Annotated in this window: 8 protein-coding genes; all 8 read right to left on the bottom strand. The window is 41.9% G+C overall.

All coding sequences use genetic code 11. From position 1 onward, the window contains the following. Window positions 1-13: 13 nt before the first annotated feature. Complete coding sequence (locus PI95_RS36195) at window positions 14-5,128, bottom strand: type I polyketide synthase (protein WP_236117183.1); 5,115 nt, start codon at window positions 5,126-5,128, stop codon at window positions 14-16. A 13-nt stretch (window positions 5,129-5,141) separates the two neighbouring features. Continuing rightward, a complete protein-coding gene (locus PI95_RS24905; RefSeq protein WP_039737042.1) occupies window positions 5,142-8,372 on the bottom strand; it encodes a non-ribosomal peptide synthetase in 3,231 nt (1,076 codons plus the stop codon). A gap of 19 nt (window positions 8,373-8,391) precedes the next feature. Further along, entirely contained in the window at window positions 8,392-9,420 is a 1,029-nt protein-coding gene (locus tag PI95_RS24900) for a TauD/TfdA family dioxygenase (protein ID WP_039737043.1), read from the bottom strand. Beyond that, entirely contained in the window at window positions 9,407-10,990 is a 1,584-nt protein-coding gene (locus tag PI95_RS24895) for a condensation domain-containing protein (protein ID WP_039737044.1), read from the bottom strand. The genes PI95_RS24900 and PI95_RS24895 overlap by 14 nt, the downstream gene beginning before the upstream one ends. Before the next feature lie 61 nt (window positions 10,991-11,051). Beyond that, the gene (locus PI95_RS24890) at window positions 11,052-12,014 is read right to left on the bottom strand and encodes a cupin-like domain-containing protein (protein ID WP_039737045.1); all 963 of its coding nucleotides are present in this window, start codon (window positions 12,012-12,014) and stop codon (window positions 11,052-11,054) included. Between the two features lie 20 nt (window positions 12,015-12,034). Continuing rightward, window positions 12,035-12,898 carry an aspartyl/asparaginyl beta-hydroxylase domain-containing protein gene (locus PI95_RS24885; RefSeq protein ID WP_052324603.1) on the bottom strand — a complete coding sequence of 288 codons (864 nt, stop codon included), beginning with the start codon at window positions 12,896-12,898 and terminating at the stop codon, window positions 12,035-12,037. A gap of 73 nt (window positions 12,899-12,971) precedes the next feature. Further along, complete coding sequence (locus PI95_RS24880) at window positions 12,972-13,937, bottom strand: cupin-like domain-containing protein (RefSeq protein ID WP_039737046.1); 966 nt, start codon at window positions 13,935-13,937, stop codon at window positions 12,972-12,974. 11 nt (window positions 13,938-13,948) lie between these two features. Then, on the bottom strand, window positions 13,949-18,432 hold a 4,484-nt coding region (locus tag PI95_RS24875; RefSeq protein ID WP_163519171.1), incomplete at its 5' end, for an SDR family oxidoreductase.

Raw genomic sequence — 18,432 nt, 5'->3', positions numbered from 1 at the left:
ATTTTTTATCTGACTATCGTTGACTTCTTTTCTCTCTTCGTCTTTGACCACGAGAAATACTTTGTTCAGCAGAAATTATTTCATTTTGTTCAGGGCATATAATGTTCGCAAGCGAGTTTATGGTTGGTGCTTCGTAAATGCTTTCTATAGGGATTGCAACGTCTAATTTTTTGTTTAACAAAGAAATAGCCTGAAGAGCTGTTAGAGAATCACCGCCCAACTCAAAGAAGTTGTCGTGAATGTTCACGTCAAAACCAAAGAGTTCTTGCCAAATGTCAGCAATAGTTTTCTCAACCTTTTTACGGGAAGCGGCATAAGTATTCCCTAAAACGTCAGGCATTTGCTCAATCAAGGTTTCAAACAACTCATCAGCGGACTTTGCGTTTGAAGTAACCGGGAGAGATGTAGCTAAGTTTAAATTTGATAATCCACCAGTTTGATGGGTTATCAGTTCTCCACTATTTGTTGAAATGTGTTCAGATGGGAAAAATCCCCCTTCTTGCATTTCAACTACGCTTTCCTTGACCGCCCAAATCACCTGCTCAATATCTTCATCAGTATGAGCTGTCGATAGATAAAGGGTGCGTCCTTCCCAGACATAAATCCCTTTTTCAAGCAAGTGATAGAAAAGCAAATTACTAAGTTTAGTCTGGCAATTAAAACGGAAGAGAGAGCCAAAATGAACGACTCGAATCGGTACTTGCTTTTGTTCAAAGTAACTATTGAGAGTTTCGGCTAATTGCGTTGTCCGTTGATTTAACTTTTCCTGAAGTTTGGGTCCGCTGTTCTTGATGTGATTTAGTGCAGCCCAGGCGACAGCCATGACGAGAGGATGCTTGAAAAAAGTACCAGCAAAAAAAGTTGTTTTCACTTGGGGATAAGATTCATCTCCATAGTTCCACATACCTCCGTCCAATGCATCCATGAAAGCAGCTTTGCCAGCTATCACCCCAATCGGGATGCCAGCAGCAACAGCTTTACCGTAGGTCGTGATATCTGCTTGAATACCCCATAAAGCCTGGATACCGCCTGGGTGCATCCGAAAGCCAGTAACTACCTCATCGAAAATTAAAACAGTTCCAGTTTCTTGAGTTAATTGTCTTAGCTGAAACAGAAATTCTTTGGGCTGCAAATCTGGGCGACTGCTTTGTATCGGCTCAACTAAAATTGCTGCTAAGTTATGAGCATGGTCTTTAAGAATATTCAGAGATTCGGGAGTACCATACTCCAGCACGATCGCATCCTCTGCCAAGTATGATGGAATACCTGAAGTCATCGGGACAGAACGCAGGGTTCCGTCGTTGGTTGTTACTCCTTTGACCAAAACTCCGTCAGAACCGCCGTGATAAGAACCAGCAAATAAAGCAATTTTTTCGCGTCCTGTAACAGAACGTGCTATGCGTATGGCTGCCATAACCGCTTCTGTGCCATCGTTACAAAAAGCTGTCCGTTGGGCACCCGTCAACTCGCAAATTAACTCAGCTAGCTGACCGGAAAGACGCGATTGTGGACCATTTAGTATGCCTTGCTTGCTCTGCTCTTGGAGAGCTGCGATCGCAAAAGATGGCGAATGACCAAATAAAAGCGTACCAAACCCCATTGAAATGTCTACGTATTCATTGCCATCGACATCCCAGAGTCTAGCACCCTCTCCACGCTGTCCGTGGATTGGATATACCATCTCCTTAATAAAGGGAAAGAACCCTGATACCGCCCTGCTATTGGCATGGTAAGAACGATAAGCTTGCGTCAGTCGTTTGGATTCTTGAGTACGCTTGACAAAACGTGCGATTAATGCATCAAGATGTTTCTGCTGGCGGGGACTCAACATCATCGATTCTTTCTCAGTCTGTTGAGAAGCAGCTTTGGGTGTAAAAGCAATTCTCTGGTCTTTGGGCTGTTGCTCAAACTCTGCCCTAGTAGATGTAGAGGAAAAGTCTGTAGACTGATTTACACCAAACGCAGAGGCATTGGTTGAGGTTTGAGCAATTTGCCCATCTTGATTGAGAGGAGAAGATTGGATAGCTTCGGGTAAACTTCCCTGTGATAATAAGTCTACCAGTTTAGACATCACCTGAAGATGCTGTGAAATTATCTGTTCAATGGCTGTATTTGCTACAGGTTTGTTGTCTTTTTGGTTGACCAAACCATGCAGGGGTGCAGGGGGCAGGGGGCAGGGGGAAGGAAGAAAATCGGTATTTGGGAAAGTCGCCGCGTCCATGCAATCAGGTCTGGTGCCCCCGAATTTATTCGTGGAAGTTCTCCCTTTCCCCTCATCCGCCATCCAAGCCTCCAAATTTATTTGTGGGGTTTCCCCTCTGCTCCCTGCTCCCTGCCCCTCTGCCTCTTCTCTGACTACTTGCGTATCTGGAGCTTTAATTGATAATGGTGGCTTTGAGTTGGTTATGACATCTTTTGGTTGAGACACAGAAGTTTCCTTTTTAGCCGATGGATTGTCATCATTAGCTAAGATAGGCTCAATCCAGTATCTTTTTCGCTCGAAAGGATATGTTGGCAAGGGAATACGATGACGTTGCTCGTGAGCAGAAAATTCTGACCAATCCACATTTATTCCCTCTAGCCAAAGTCTGCCCAATGTATTTAGTAAAAACGCCACATCTGATTGTTGGTTCTGTGGATGTCTTAGTGAAGAAAGAACTACCATGCGGGCGCATGATTGCTTGTTAACTAAGGTACTTAATGTCCGCCCCGGACCGACTTCTAAAAGAATTCGTTCTGGCTGTTGCAGCAATTCGGCAACCCCCTCGCTAAAGCGTACCGTTTGCCGTAAATGCCTTGCCCAGTATCTCGGGTCTATTGCTTGTGCTGCGGTTATCCAAGTACCAGTGACGTTAGATACAAAAGGAATTTTTGGAGCATTGAGGCTAATTTTGCTCACCTGTTCTTGAAATGGCTCTAGAATTGAGTCCATCATTTGGGAATGAAAAGCATGGGAAGTATGCAGACGGCGACACTCCACACCTTGCTCGGTCAATCGGTTTTGTAAGTCATCAACTGCTTCTTCCACTCCAGAAACCACGCAGAGATTTGGTCCGTTGATTGCAGCTAGAGAGAGTTTCTCGCATAGCAGGGGTTGGATTTCTTTCTCCAATAGTGGTATTGCTAGCATTGTCCCTGAAGAAAGTTCCTGCATCAGTCGCCCGCGAGTAGCTACCAGCACCAATGCCTCTTCTAAGGAGAACACACCAGCAATGCAGGCTGCGACATATTCCCCAATGCTGTGACCAATCATTGCAGAAGGACGTATGCCCCAAGCCATCCACAACTGAGCTAGAGCGTACTCAACTACAAACAGCGCTGGCTGAGTAATATGAGTCTGTTGTAGCTGTTGTGCTGCTACCTGTTTTTGTTCTTCTTGCGGATATAGTAAGGTACGCAAGTCCAATCCGAGGTATGATTTGAGAAGGGATGAGCAGTAATCAACTTGTTCTCGGAAAATTGGCTCAGTTTCGTACAACTGTTTACCCATGTCCACATACTGGGCACCCTGACCGGGAAACATAAATGCAACTTCTCGCCCAGAGGGTTCAGTGAATTTGGTGAAAACCCGTTGCGGATCTGGGGGTTCTAGGACTTTTACCGCATCGTCAAGATTTTGGCAAACTACTATCCGGCGATGCTCAAAAGTTCGACGACCCACACGCTGGGTGTAAGCGACATCAGCGAGGTTAAGATCGGGATGCTGCTTGAGATGCTGAACTAAATTTGCAGTAGCAGTCTCTAGTGCTGATGCTGTTTTGGCAGAAAGTACTAATAACTGCCAAGGACAAGAAGAAAAAGAGGGTTCGGCAACTGGGGCTTCTTCAAGAATGACATGGGCATTGGTTCCACCGATACCAAAAGAACTAACTCCTGCATAGCGGGGGGTTCCATTCGTTTTCCATTCCGAAAGCGTGGAATTGACGTAGAAGGGACTGTTGGCAAAGTCAATCCGGGGATTAGGCTGCTTAAAGTGCAAGCTGGATGGTATCTGTTTGTGTTTGAGTGCGAGAACGGTCTTGATTAGACCTGAAACACCAGCCGCAGCATCTAAATGTCCGATATTGGTTTTTAGCGAAGCGATCGCACAAAAGTTCTTTTTATCTGTGGTGCGAAAAGCTTGTGTCAGTGCTGCAATTTCAATCGGATCTCCTAAAACTGTTCCCGTGCCGTGAGTCTCTACATAGCTGACCATCTCAGGAGAAATTCTCGCCATAGCAAGCGCTTCAGATATTACTTTCGCTTGTCCATCTACACTGGGAGCCGTATAGCCAACTTTTAACGATCCGTCGTTATTAATAGCTGAACCCTTAATTATAGCATGAATATAATCTCTATCTGCTAGAGCATCTTCTAACCGCTTTAGAACGACAATACCCACACCGTTGCCGCTAATAGTTCCTTGTGCTTTGGCATCAAAAGCACGGCAATGTCCGTCGGGAGACATAATTCCCCCTTCCTGATAGCGATAGCCCGCTTTGTGTGGCACTTGGATCGAAACTCCACCGGCTAGAGCGATGTCACTTTCGCCGTTAAGCAAGCTTTGGCAAGCTAAATGAACGGCAACTAATGAAGTGGAACAGGCAGTTTGGACATTAATGCTTGGTCCTTTTAAATTCAATTTATATGAAACATAGGTAGGCAGAAAATCTTGACTATTTCCAATCGAAGTTCGGTAACTGCCCACTGATTCTATAAGTTCGGGGTTTGTATAAATTTTTGATAAAAAGTATGTATTTAGACTGATACCAGCGTAAACACCAATCCGACCTGCATATGTTTGGGAGTCGTAGCCCGCTCCTTCAAGAGCTTCCCAAGCACACTCCAGGAATAAACGGTGTTGCGGGTCAGTAATTTGAGCTTCTTTCGGAGAAAAGTCAAAGAATGAAGCGTCAAACAACTCAATATCTTCTAATACAGCTCCTGCTTTTACATACTGAGGTTGACTCAACTTAGCTGGATCAATCCCAGAAGACAATAGTTCTTCATCACTGAAAAAAGAAATTGACTCTACCCCATCTCGCAGATTCTGCCAAAACTGTTCTATATTTTTGGCTCCAGGAAAACGACCAGTCATGCCAACGATCGCTATTTCATCAAGGCTATCAAATGCATCTGAGTTATTCATAGAAAGCCTCCTGCTACTGATTTGTTTCCCGATGTTTTTGTCTGAGTTGTCTTTGTTGCTTCTTTGATTCTCTACGAGTCTCAACTAAGTCATGAGTTGGTTGAAAAGATGGCTTTTCTTCTAATTGTTGACTGAAATGTTTCGCCAACGCGCTAATAGTTGGATATTGAAACATTTCCACAATTGGTATATCTCTGTTAAGAATTTGATACAGTTTGCTATGTACCTGAACCATCAGTAATGAATGACCGCCGAGATCGAAGAAATTGTGATGAATGCCTACTTTCTCGACATGAAGCACTTCTTGCCAAATTGTTGCAATAGTTTGTTCGAGTTCGGTCTGGGGAGCGACAAAGTTTTCTTCCAGATTAAGCTGTGGCTCGTCAGGTAGCACCCGACGATCTATTTTGCCGTTGGGCAACAGTGGCATTTCCTTCAACAGAACAAAGGCTGAAGGTATCATATATTCAGGCAGCTTATCTAACAAATAGCGGCGAAGTTCGCTTTGGAGAAAAGCTGGCTGCTGGTTGGCAACTAGATATGCCACGAGGCGCATATCTTTAAGTTCATCCTTCTGGGCTATAACTACAACCTCCCGCACCTGTGGATGTTGACTCACTACTGCCTCAATCTCTCCCAGTTCAATGCGATAACCCCGGATTTTAACCTGTTGGTCAAGCCTTCCAAGAAATTCAATGTTCCCATCGCTCAGATAACAAGCTAAATCTCCCGTTTTGTACAGCCGCATTCCTGGGCGATCGCCAAAGCAATTGGGAATAAACTTTTCGCTAGTTAGAGCAGGCTGATTGAGATAGCCTCTAGCTAAACCATCACCACTGATATAGACTTCGCCGGTAACGCCGATGGGAACAGGACGCAAATGAGAGTCAAGTATATATATTTGCGTATTAGTAATGGGAGAACCAATAGAGATTTGCTTTCTAGTTTGTTGAGAGCCGCAATGATATACACTACTCCATACTGTTCCTTCTGTTGGTCCATACTCATTAAACAGAGATGTTTCTGACAGCAACTGGTGGTGATGTTGCACCAACTCTGTTGGACAAGGTTCACCTGCAACAATCACGGTACGAAGTGATGTTAACTGTTCGGGTTTTGATTCCAATAAAAGAGCATACAGAGAGGGAAGACTTAATAGATGGGAGACGTGATTTTGAGCGATTAACTCTAACAGTTTTGGTATCTCCAGTTGTAAACCTGACTGGGGAAGACAAAGAATTCCTCCAGAGCAAAGTGTCCAAAAAATACCCGCAACAGAACTATCAAAGGCAAATGAAGAAAGCAATAAGAAGCTGATAACTGCTTCTTGGTAGTAAGTAATACGAGCAGTTGTTGAATGAACTAAATTTCGATGTGCAATCTGCACTCCCTTAGGTTTGCCTGTAGAACCGGAAGTGTAGATGACATAAGCCAAGTTTTCAGCACACGTTTTCAAAGCGGGATTTTCGTCACTCTCTTGAGCAATAATTTCCCAAGCTGTGTCCAAGCAAATCGTTTGAGCGTTGTGAGCAGGTAAACTTTCCTTTAGTTGCTGCTGAGTTAATAATACTGGTGTTTGGGTATCTTCTAATATGAAGGCTAAACGCTCTTTAGGATAAGCTGGGTCAAGTGGTACATAAGCTCCCCCAGCTTTGAGAATGCCCAGGATACCAACAATCATTTCCAGCGTTCGCTCAACACAAATTCCCACCAGTACGTCTGGTTTAACTCCTTGCCGTTGCAGGTAGTGAGCTATTTTGTTGGCACGAGCATTTAGCTCACGGTAGGTGAGTTTTTCGTCAGAAAATGTAACGGCAATATTGTTTGGTGTACGCTCTGCTTGTTCTTCAAATAAGCGGTGAATACACTTGTCTTGTGGGAAATTAGCCTGTGTTTGATTGAACTCGATGAGAAGTTGACGGAGGTGGCGATCGCTTAAAATTTCTAATTCACTAATCGCAGCTTCTGGATGATTTGCGGCACTTTCTACTAACTTGTGAAATTGCTCTGCTAAACCTTCAATATCCTTTGTATAAAACAGGTTGGAATCATAATGAAATTCTGTACTTAGGAAATCATCCCTTTGCCGACAAGAGAGCTTTATTTTGAAACGCTCAATGCAGCTGTAACGCTTGTAAATTGAAAATGCTATATTATCTGCAAAATACTTTGGTTCTTCTGACTCAAAATCAAAGCCAAAAGGTAAAAAAGACAAGTTCTCTGATTTTGTATCCGATGATATTTGTTCCCAAGTAAAACCCTCCTGCCATTTGTAGATAGATTCTACAGATTTATGAATTTCCTGTAGAATTTGACTAAACCGTAAATTATCTTCTAAATTACAATGTAATGGTAAGTATTTAGCAAACAGCCCTAATGCTTTTTTTAATTCATCATATTTCCTGCCATCAACAGCTTTGCCAACTATCATTTCGGATTGTCCAATAAGCCGCGAAAGCAGAATCAACCAGCAAGTTAAATAAAATATAGAAGCAGATGTATTATACTTCTGGGCTAATACTTCGATTTTTACTATTAGTTCAGGTGCAATTATTGAGCTTACTAATTTTGGTTCAAATTTCTGTTTTTCTGAAAGATACTTTTCATAAGGAAGCTGGAAATTTTTAATAGCAGAAAAGTCTTGCTTGCGCCAATAGTTTCTTCCTAGTGCCGTTTCCTCTGCCTCAAGTATTTGATTTTGCCATTCCGAAAAATCTGCGTATTGTAGTGGTTCAGATAGTTCATTTGGCGATTGATTCAAATAGAAAATAGCAATTTCTTGTACTAGATTATTCAGACTTGCATTATCTCCGCTCATAGCAGGCAAACTGAGAAACAACAGATGTTTCTCTGGCGATAAAGTTATAAGGGATGTCTGTAAAATTGAATTTTGCTCATAGTCAAAAGGCAGCTGGTTAAATTGCTGAAATATTCCCTCAATCTTAGCTTCTTGTTGTTGAGGATTCAAACTACTAAGATTGTGTGTGTCTAATTTTAACTTGCGGTTTGTAATTACCTGTACTGGAAGAGTCATCCCAGGCAGACAAGGAAAACAGGTACGGAGTATCTCATGGCGATCGCCAATATTTTGTAATGCCAATTCTAAATTATTTATATCGAGATTACCTTCAATTAAAATCGCGCAATTGCTACGATAAGCTTCAGTTTTATCAATTTGTTGCAGTAACCATAGATGCTCTTGCTGAGGTGAAAGTTGAAACCCCTCCATACTTTCTACTTGCATGTTTATACCTCTGTGTCAATTAAATGCATTGGGGAGTATACGGTTCAGCCATTCCTACTAAAATTTTTCTGGGAGGGACAAATGGCTTGCGAGCATGTATTGATAACATATTGTCCAGCATCAATACATCTCCTTTTTGCCAGGAAAAGATAACCATTTCCTGTTGATAAGCTTCTCTCAAATGAGCTAACACTGATGGTTCTATTGGGGAACCATCTCCGTAATATGTGTTAGTTGGTAAGTCTTCTTCTTGTAAATTTGTCAACAATGAATCGCGGACTGTTGGTTCCAATGTGGAAACGTGGAAAAAAGTTGCATGATTGAACCAGACAATTTCACCCGTTTGAGGATGTTTGATAACAGCGGGTCCAACTTGTCGAGTTCTTAAGCGATTATCTGTTTTCCATTCAACCTCAATTCCATGACTTTTGCAATACTCTTCTACCTTTGTTTTGTCTGTTGTTTGAAATACAGTTTGCCAAGGAAGACCAAATCCATCACCAAAATTACGCATATACATCACTTTGTTTTCGATGAAGCGATCGCGAATCTTAGGATGAATGCGCTCAAACACTTTTCGACAAGAACCAATTGGAGTTTCTCCTCCTGACTGCGCTGGAGTCATGCAAAAGAAGAATATTTTTAACGGGAAGGTAGGAGAATAAGCGTGTTCGTTGTGAGGAAAGATACTTTGTTCAGCAGGGTAGTCAGTTGAAGTATAAATTCTACCACCTACTTGAGTTCGTGGAGATGCCCGATAACGATACTCCATTGCTTCTCCACAAATAGCTGCGATGATTTGCTCTAATTCTTCGACTGATTTGACTTTGAAATCTCGAAAAAGTATAGCTCCATATTTTAATAATTCGGCTTTTAACAATTCCCGATTGTTCTTAGCCCAGTTTTGCAGATTCACACCTTTTATGCTAGGTTTTATCACCAAAGGAAAGTTGGTTCCTGGCTGGAGAAACTCTGTTTTTATTAAGTTTTCTTGGGATATGTTGACAGCTTTGCGTCTTACAGAAGCTAAAGATTCAATTTTTGTCATAATTTGTATTTCCTTCTGCTTGCGGTTTGCTATTAGCTCTACGTTTAATGTTTCTTAATTTTTTCTGTATAGTGCTTTGATAGGCTTCTTCTCTGGTGAGATTCTGCTGCTTGTCTGCTTCACAGAGAAATGCTTTTAGCTCATTTAATTTGGCTTGTGGATGTGTCGCAATCTTGCCTAAAAGTGCTTCAAAATTTCTCGACATCTGGACAACACTGGCAGTGTCAAATAAGTCTGTATTATATTCCCATACACCAAATAGTCCTTGCTCTGTCTGGTTTAACTCCAGGAGCAAGTCAAACTGCACTGTTTTGTTTTCGACCTTCAAGGAGCTTATAGTCAGACCCGGAAGCTCGAAAGAGGGGGTTTGGGTATTTTCCAAAACTAGCTTGACCTGAAACAACGGTGAGCGGTTCAACTCGCGTTTCGGATTTACAACATCTACCAGTTTGTCAAAGGGCAGATCCTGATGAGCATAGGCTTCTAGTGTCATTTCACGGACTCGTTCTAATAACTCTAGAAAAGTAGGATTTCCTGATAAATCTGTACGCAACACTAGTTGGTTGACAAAAAACCCGATCAATTCCTTGGTCTCGGCTTGGTTGCGGTTAGCGATATCAGTACCCACGACGATATCTTCTTGCCCTGTGTACCAGGAAAGCAAAGTCCCAAACGCTGCAAGCAGTATCATAAATAGCGTAATGCCTTGGCGTTGATTGAGAGCTTTAAGCTTTTCGGATAAGGTTTTGGGTAATGCCAGAGATTCTCTTGCCCCAGAGAAAGTCTGGATTGTTGGTCGGGGGCGATCGCACTTGAGTTCCAGTACAGGTAGTTTACCACCCAGTTGCTGCTTCCAGTAAGCAAGTTGAGTTTCTAGTTGCTCTTTTTGTAACCATTGTCGCTGCCAAACGGCAAAGTCTGCATACTGGATGGATAGTTCAGGAAGCGGTGAGGGTTTTCCCAGAGAAAAGGCTTCATAAAGGGCTGCGATCTCACGAATAAGCACGCCTATTGACCAGCCATCAGAGATGATATGATGCATTGTCAACAATAGCGCATGATCTGTCTCGGTTTGCCGCAGTAGAGTAACTCGGAGTAAGGGACCGTTGGCTAAGTTGAAGGAGTGTTGAGCTTCTTCATGAGCAAGTCGCAAAACCTCAGCTTCCCTCTTGTCTTTGGCAAGTTCTTGCAAATCTATCACTACTAGCTTGAAAGTAGGGGTCGAAGCAATAACTTGTATCGATTGACCATCCACTGTAGTGAATGTGGTTCTTAAGATTTCGTGACGCCTGATGACTTCTTTGAAGCTTTGCTCCAACACCGCCACATTTAGCCATCCTACCAGACGCATGGACTGGAAGATGTTGTAGGCGCTATGACCAGGCTGCAACTGGTCGAGAAACCACAGGCGCTGTTGGGCAAAGGATAGGGGGAATGAGTTGGACTCTCGACTTTGAGGGATTATTTGCGATCGCAACAAGACCTCCCCTTTTTTGTTATGAAGCCTTTGCAGGAGAAGCTGACGTTTTCCTGGGGTAAGAGCAGCAATTTTTTGGGAAAGGTCACTCATTTGTAGAAACCAATATCAAATAATAAATGTAAAAGCGTTAATTGTTTGAGAAGTATTGAGTTTAAAGTAAACCAACAGCAAGCATAAATCTACTCAACCAAGGAAACTCCAAAATTAATGGTAGAAAATAACCTTTGATAGAACTCCCTTCAACAAAGGATTGGAACACTAGTTCTGAGTTCCATTCGTTCACAAAAATATTTCCCATGCCGATGCTGTTTTCTAGGTTCTTGACTTGATGCCACCAGTTAGGCGGGATATAAATAATTTCTCCTGGTTCAAGTGTGACTTCCACTGGCTTTGCTTTGGCGTAGAGTGGAAACTTTTCTAAATTAGGATTGAAAGCATCAACTTTTCCACCATGCAAAAAATCTTTTTGCTCTGGTGTAAAGAAAATAATTTTTTTCCGTCCAGAAATCAGTCCCAACCAAGCGGCACAACTACTAGGGTCTTTGTGAAGACCGACCGATGTACCCTTATGACCTATAAATATTTCTGGGTTATCATATTCATATTTTTGTAAAAGTTTTCTTGGTAGCCTTTGAAACCAATTAGAAAAGTAAACAGGTTCTTTGTAGTCTTCTAAAAGTTCAGGGTAATAAGAAACTACCCAATTAGCTAGATATAGACATTCGTCACTATCTTTGACACTCATATAGTCAATGTAATCAGCAATAGTCATAAAAGCGCGATCTTCATTTTTGTCGTTTTTTACGACGTGTTCAATTGAGCCGTAATGCGACTTGAAAAAATCCAAAGTCCACTTTTTCATCGCTTTCCAGTCTTGCATCACGTCAGTGATGATAACAGGTTTGCCAACAGATGCGTACTCCTGCACAAACTCATCATATGAGAGATTACTGCGACGCTCAACAAAATCAATAGATGTCCATACCAACTTGCATTTGTTCTTTTGCCACATCCTCTTGAGTAAATAAACGATTAGGCGTATGGCAACAAACAATGTAATTAAGACAAAACTCAACTTAATAATATCGAAAAAAGAAAGAGATTCTATAGCCATATCAAGTCCGATTAATTAATTTATTGAAAAATTTTCAACAATTGATTTAAGTACTGTGAATCTTGTATTTGGTTGTATCCACCTTCAATTCCTAGCAAATTGAAATCTGTGAGTGCTAATTTTAGTAGAGTTTGTTCAATTTTTGTCAGTTCAGGATGATATAAATCTAACATCAAAACTACTCTCTTTTCTTGACCTTTATTCCAGGCTTCGTGTGTAAAACTATTGTCAAAACATAAAATCTCTCCTCTAGTCCAACTTCGTGTTTCACCTCCGACTTTTATACCACAACCCTCTGGGGTTTTTATTCCAAAATGACAGTTTAAAGAAAGATTTATTTCCGAGTCAGCGTGTGGTGGTATGACAACTCCAGGTTCCATGACCAAAAACGCCACTTCTCCGGCTAAAGGATATATAAAAGGTTTCAGCTTGGTCACAATATTTACTGTCTTTGGAAAAAGAGACAAAGCTGCTTCTGTAAATTTACCCTGTGTCCAAATTAAATTATATTTCCAGCTTTCATCTTTATCCTTGAACGATTCTCCAAATATTTCACTTGGCTTGTGTTTGGGAACAATACTATGAACACTATGCCCAGGTGAAAAATAAGCCATGCACTCATCTTCTATATCAGTGAATCCTTTTTTGAGAGTGTCTGATACAAATTTTAAAATATTATAATCATCAGATTCATACCAGGGTTTGTGAGTAATACCATAATAGACAAATTTGCTTGATTTATCAGTTAAATTGAGAGTTTGTCTAGCTATTAATTTAATTGTCTCTTCAAAACGGTGAACATTTCCTTTTGGGTATAAAAAATTTAATAACTTAAGCAACCGAAGGAAGAATGTAATTTTTGTGGAATTTAGTTGAAGCATCATGTACTCCTTAAAAGCTATAAATAATTTTCTTGATAACTGGTGCTTTTTATTTGGTAGTCTTTTCCGAAAAAACTTAGATGAAACCAATAGAAAATAGAACTTGACCTAACCACGGAAATTTCAAAACTAATGGAAAAAGATAGCCTTTTATTGGGCTTGCCTCACGAATAGTTTGGAAAACAAGTTCTGAGTTACATTTATCTATCAAGAGACTTCCAATTCCAATGGAGTCTTCGAGGTTTTTCACTTGATGCCACCAACCTGGTGGGATGTAGATAGCTTCTCCTGGTTTTAGTACGACTTCCACTGGTTTGGCATTTGCATACAGCGGAAACTTTTTTAAATCTGGGTTAAAGACATCAACTTTCCCATCGTAAAAAAGTTCTTCTTGGTCGGGTGTGAATAAGACAATTTGTTTGCACCCACAAATTATTCCCACCCATGCGGATGCATTGTATTGATCCTTGTGAAAACCTATTGATGTATCTTTATGACCTATAAAGATATTGGCGTTGGGCAAGTCATATTTTTGTGGAAGCTTTTTGGGTAGTCCTTTTGACCAATCTGGGAAATAAATAGGAGCTTTGTAGTCCTTAAAAAGCTGAGGATGATCACAAATATTCCAATCGGCGAGGTAGAGACGTTGGTTGCTTTCAGGTGAAGTCATGTAATCCAGGTAATCAGCAACAGTCATTAATGAGTGAGTATCGCTACTGTTTTCTTTCACTATGACCTTGATTGACCCGCACTCTGATCTGAAAAAATCAAAGTTCCATTTGGTTGAGATTTTTAGGTCTTTCATTGCGTCAGCAATGACGACAGGTCTCCCAACAGAGGCATACTCCCGGATAAATTCATCATACGATAGGTTACTGCGATGCTCAACAAAATCAACAGGCGTCCATACTAACTTGCATTTGTTTTTTTCCCACAATCTTTTAAGCAGATATATAACTAACGGTGTGACAACAATCAGCCCAATTGTCAAAAAACTCAACCCAATAATTTCAGAGAAAGAAAGTGGTGATTGAATAGTCATATCAAACTCAGTTAATTACTTAAGTTTTGCGAAGCAAGTATTGTCTGCGCCTCATCCTCTGATAATTGTTCAATATCTGCTAAAGCTCTAGCTAAATCTTCCAAATCAGTCTGCTCTGACAGCTTTTGTACAATAATGTCAGCCAACTCAGCTACTGTCGGTCCATTAAAAAAGCCCTTATAAGAAAGTTCTATTTGGAAAGTTTTGCACAGTTGAGAAACGAGCTGAGTGGCAAATAAAGAGTCTCCTCCCAATTCAAAGAAGTTGTCATGAATGCCTACCTGTTCAATACCTAAAAGTTGTTGCCAAATCTCAGCAAGGCTACGCTCAACTTCGTTGCCAGGAGCAACATAAGCATTCGCAAGATTGGGGCGGGAGTGGGTTGGTTTGGATTGACTCAGCTGGGCTAATTTTTCCTCCAAGGACTTAGTTGATTCCTTTGGCTTGATCAGGCTGGAAAAATCTTGGGTTGATATAATGACCTGAGGAACTGTACTACTGCACAAAATGCGTCTAAACGCTTCAATGCCCTCAAAAGTAGTCATTCCTCCTGTCAACTCTTCTCCTGTTATCTCCTTATGCCGTGCTTCGACAGGAACTGCCATTCCTAAACTGTTCCATCTATCCCAATTAATAGATTTGATAAATGTGCCATATTTGGAAGCACTGTAGTGAGCGAAAAAGTCAAGGAAGGCATTTTCGGCGGTATAATCTACCATCCCGGATGCCCCAGCAAATGAACTCAGTGATGAACACAGGACAAAGAAATCCAACTTGGTCTGTTTGAAGAGAGCTTCAAGTACTCGCGTTCCCCGCACTTTCGGTGCGATCGCATTTGCTGCATCTTCTTTTGTTTTTAGTTGAATCATCCCTCCGCCAAACACCGCTGCTGCATGAATGACTCCATTGATCTGACCAAATCGTTGATTTACTTTTGCGATCGCCACCGACATTTGTTCAGAGTTAGCAACATCAGCACCGATCACCATGACTTCTGAACCTAGTGCTTCGATACTTTGCAATTTGCGAATTTTAGAACTGATGTCATCTTGCTCATCATGAGTAGATAGCCATGTTTCCCACTCGTCTGGTTCCGGGAAAGGCGATCGCCCTAACAATACTAATTTTGCCTGTATACTCTGTGCCAAATATTCTGCTAGTGTCAAACCAACTCCCCCCAATCCACCAGTGATGAGATAAACTCCTCTTTCTCTTAGTCGAGGATTTTCTGCAACAGTTGCATCTAATCGGACTGGTTCAAAATCTTGCACCCAGCGGTGGAGTCCACGGTAGGCAATAACTTGGTTGCAAGTTTGGCTAACTAGTTCCGCTAATAGTTGGTCGATAAGTTGCTGCTGTTGGCTACTTTCGGATTTGGGAACAACAATATCAATGCTACGGCAGCTGATGTTTGGGTACTCTAGCGGTATGACCTGACATGGTCCAAGAACTAGTGCCTTCTCCGGACACAGCACCTCTGTACCCGTTACTGCCTGCATATTGTTTGAGATAACTGTAACTTGAGAATCAGTTGGATTGTGTTCTCCAATTGCCTGGGCAAGAAATAGTAAACTGTAAAAGCCTAGTGCCTCAATTTTTTCCTGTAACTCAATTTCTGATTCTGCTTCAATGTCGGGTGTGACACTCCATAAGTGAACTATCTTGTCGGGAATCTTATTTAGTTGACGCAGTTCTTTAAACAGAGTATCGTAGTCATCTTGTTGTTGAGGATGAATCGTATATCTGCACTCACTCTCACGCTCAAATTGCTCCCCAATTTTTACAGTTATGACATCCTGACCCGCAAGTGCTAGCTGCTGCACCATTTTTTCGCTCAAGCCGCACTCATCCACAAATATTAACCAGTATTCCGGTTGATTTTTCCCAGTTACAGGTATAAATGATTGCGGCGGCATCGAGCGTTTCCAAGAAGGAATGTAAAACCAGTCGGCAAGATCGGGTCTTTTGTCTGGAGATAATTGAACATCTTCTCTTTGAAGCACGACTGTAAATGCAGTAGGTGCTGAGTCAGTTGCCGAAGCTTTAGCTAAGAATATTTCTTCCCCGAAAGCTTCTGTTTCTGAGAAAACAGCTACCTCACTAAACCCATGCGATCGCAGTTTTTCTTGCCATTGCTCTTTAGACAAAAATGGATTACCTCGGCTGCGTTCTTCATCCTCTAACGGATTCATTAGCAGACCGTCTGTAATGTCAAAATCTAATTGAGGTTGAGTTATCTCCCAGAGCAACAAAAATCCTCCAGGAGCCAGCAAAGAGCGTACACGATCTAGAGTTTTTTCAATATTACGGGTGACATGCAATACATTGACAGCGATGACAACATCAAAGTCGCTGGAATAACCTTGCTCAGTAAGAGATTTTTCAATGTCTAGGAAACGATACTCGACGAAAGGATAAGCAGCAAACTTTTCTTTGGCTCGGTTTAAGAGCAAACCACCCACATCCGTAAAGGTGTAGTTTGTTTGTTTTGGAGGCAACACAGGCAATAATTCTGCCGTGGCAATACCCTGTCCACCACCGATTTCCAAGATTCTTAAGTTCACGTCTTGCGGTAAGGACTTCACCACTTGTTCCAGACTTGCCCGGAGAATTCCTTTTAAGTAAGTATTCAAGGGCAATTCAGATTCTGATGTTTTTACCTTTTGATCTGCCGTAGCAAAGTACAACTCTAACGGTTCTTTTTCCCCCTTAAGCACATCTGGCAGATTTTCGCCACACTGCTTAATTAAATTTACCATTTGGGGTGTGTCTGCCCATCTGTGTTTAATTTCTTCTAGCAGAGTATTTAAATCCTCAGTAGAAAATGGTACAAACTTAGTAAACAGTTTCTGCTTTTGCTGTAAGTGACCTTGCTCTACTAGCACATCCAAAAAGCGACATAACAATTGCTGATAGCGAGGAATAATATGGCATTGCTCAAATAACTCTTCAAAAGAATACTTATCATCGGGGTTGCCAAAAGCACCTAAACTCCTCAGGGCAAGGTTAATGTAAGTAGTGCATAAACGATCCAACCACTGTTTGTTCTGTAAATAAGTTTGTTCGTCAAGTGTCGCGATAGTTGCACGAGCCTGCGTTTCCCCTGCTTCTACCAGAGATTCCCACAACTGGGTTGCTGTTAGTCTAGGCTGAAATCCCCCTAAAAGTGCCTGTTTTTGTGGTTCAATCCAGTAACGCTGACGCTCAAATGGATAGGTCGGCAAGGGAATATGATGGCGTTGTTCATTGGCATAAAAACCAGACCAGTCTACTTTGACTCCGAAAAGCCAGAGTCTACCTAAAGTGTTATGTAAAAACGCTACATCTGACTGTTGCTCCTGTGGATGGCGGATTGAAGTCAGCACTACTGGTTTGGAATTATAATGCGTAAGCGCGAAAGTACTCAAAGTTCTTCCTGGACCAACCTCTAGCAGTATGCGCTCAGGTGTTTTGAGTAACTCAGTTATTCCCTCGCTAAAGCGCACAGTTTGCCGTAGATGTTTTGCCCAATAGTTGGGGTCTGTTGCTTCTGCTGTTGTAATCCAAGTACCACTCACATTAGACACAAAAGGAATTTTCGGGGGATTGAGTGTGGCTTTTTGTAACGAATGAGAAAATGGCTCAAGAATTGGCTCCATCATTTGCGAATGAAAGGCATGAGATGTATGCAGTCGCCGACAGCCTACAGCTTTTTCTTGTAGCTTTTGTTCCAATCGTTCTATCGCCTCGGTTGAACCAGAAACCACACAGTACGCAGGTCCATTGCTTGCGGCTAAAGACAGTTCTCTTTGCAGCAGGGGTTGTACCTCTTGTTCGCTAAGTTGAACAGAGAGCATTTCCCCACTGGGGAGTTGCTGCATCAGTCGTCCTCGGGTTGCGACTAGCGCTAAAGCGTCTTCAAGCGAGAAAACTCCAGCTAAAGTGGCTGCCACATATTCCCCAATACTGTGACCAATCATCGCTTCGGGATGCACACCCCAAGCCATCCACAACTGAGCTAGGGCGTATTCAATGGTAAACAGCGCTGGCTGGGCAACAAAAGTCTGTTTCAGTTGCTCTGCTGCTTTTTCTTTCTCTGCTTCATCAGGATACAGTACATAGCGAAGGTCAAAACCCAAGTGCGGTTTAAGTAGTTCACAACAGTTATCAACTGCGAGAGCGAAGGTTGGCTCACTCTGGTAAACTTCCCTCCCCATATTCACATACTGCGTTCCCTGACCGGAAAACATAAAAACAATCGGACAATTGGAAGGCTGCTGGTAGTGAGTGAACACTCGTTGTGGATCTAAAGTAGAAAGCACCTTCACTGCATCGTTAACGTCTTGGCACACCACCATCCGGCGATGGTCGAAAGCTCGACGACCCACACTAAGAGTGTAAGCGACATCAGCGAGATTAAGATCGGGATGCTGCTTTAAATGCTTAACTAAATTTGTAGTGGCACTTAAGAGTGCTGATACCGTTTTGGCAGAAAGAACTAACAGCTGATATTTCC

Source organism: Hassallia byssoidea VB512170 (genome assembly GCF_000817785.2).
Lineage (GTDB): Bacteria > Cyanobacteriota > Cyanobacteriia > Cyanobacteriales > Nostocaceae > Hassallia > Hassallia carrinoi.
This window is presented reverse-complemented; position numbering and strand designations above follow the sequence as displayed.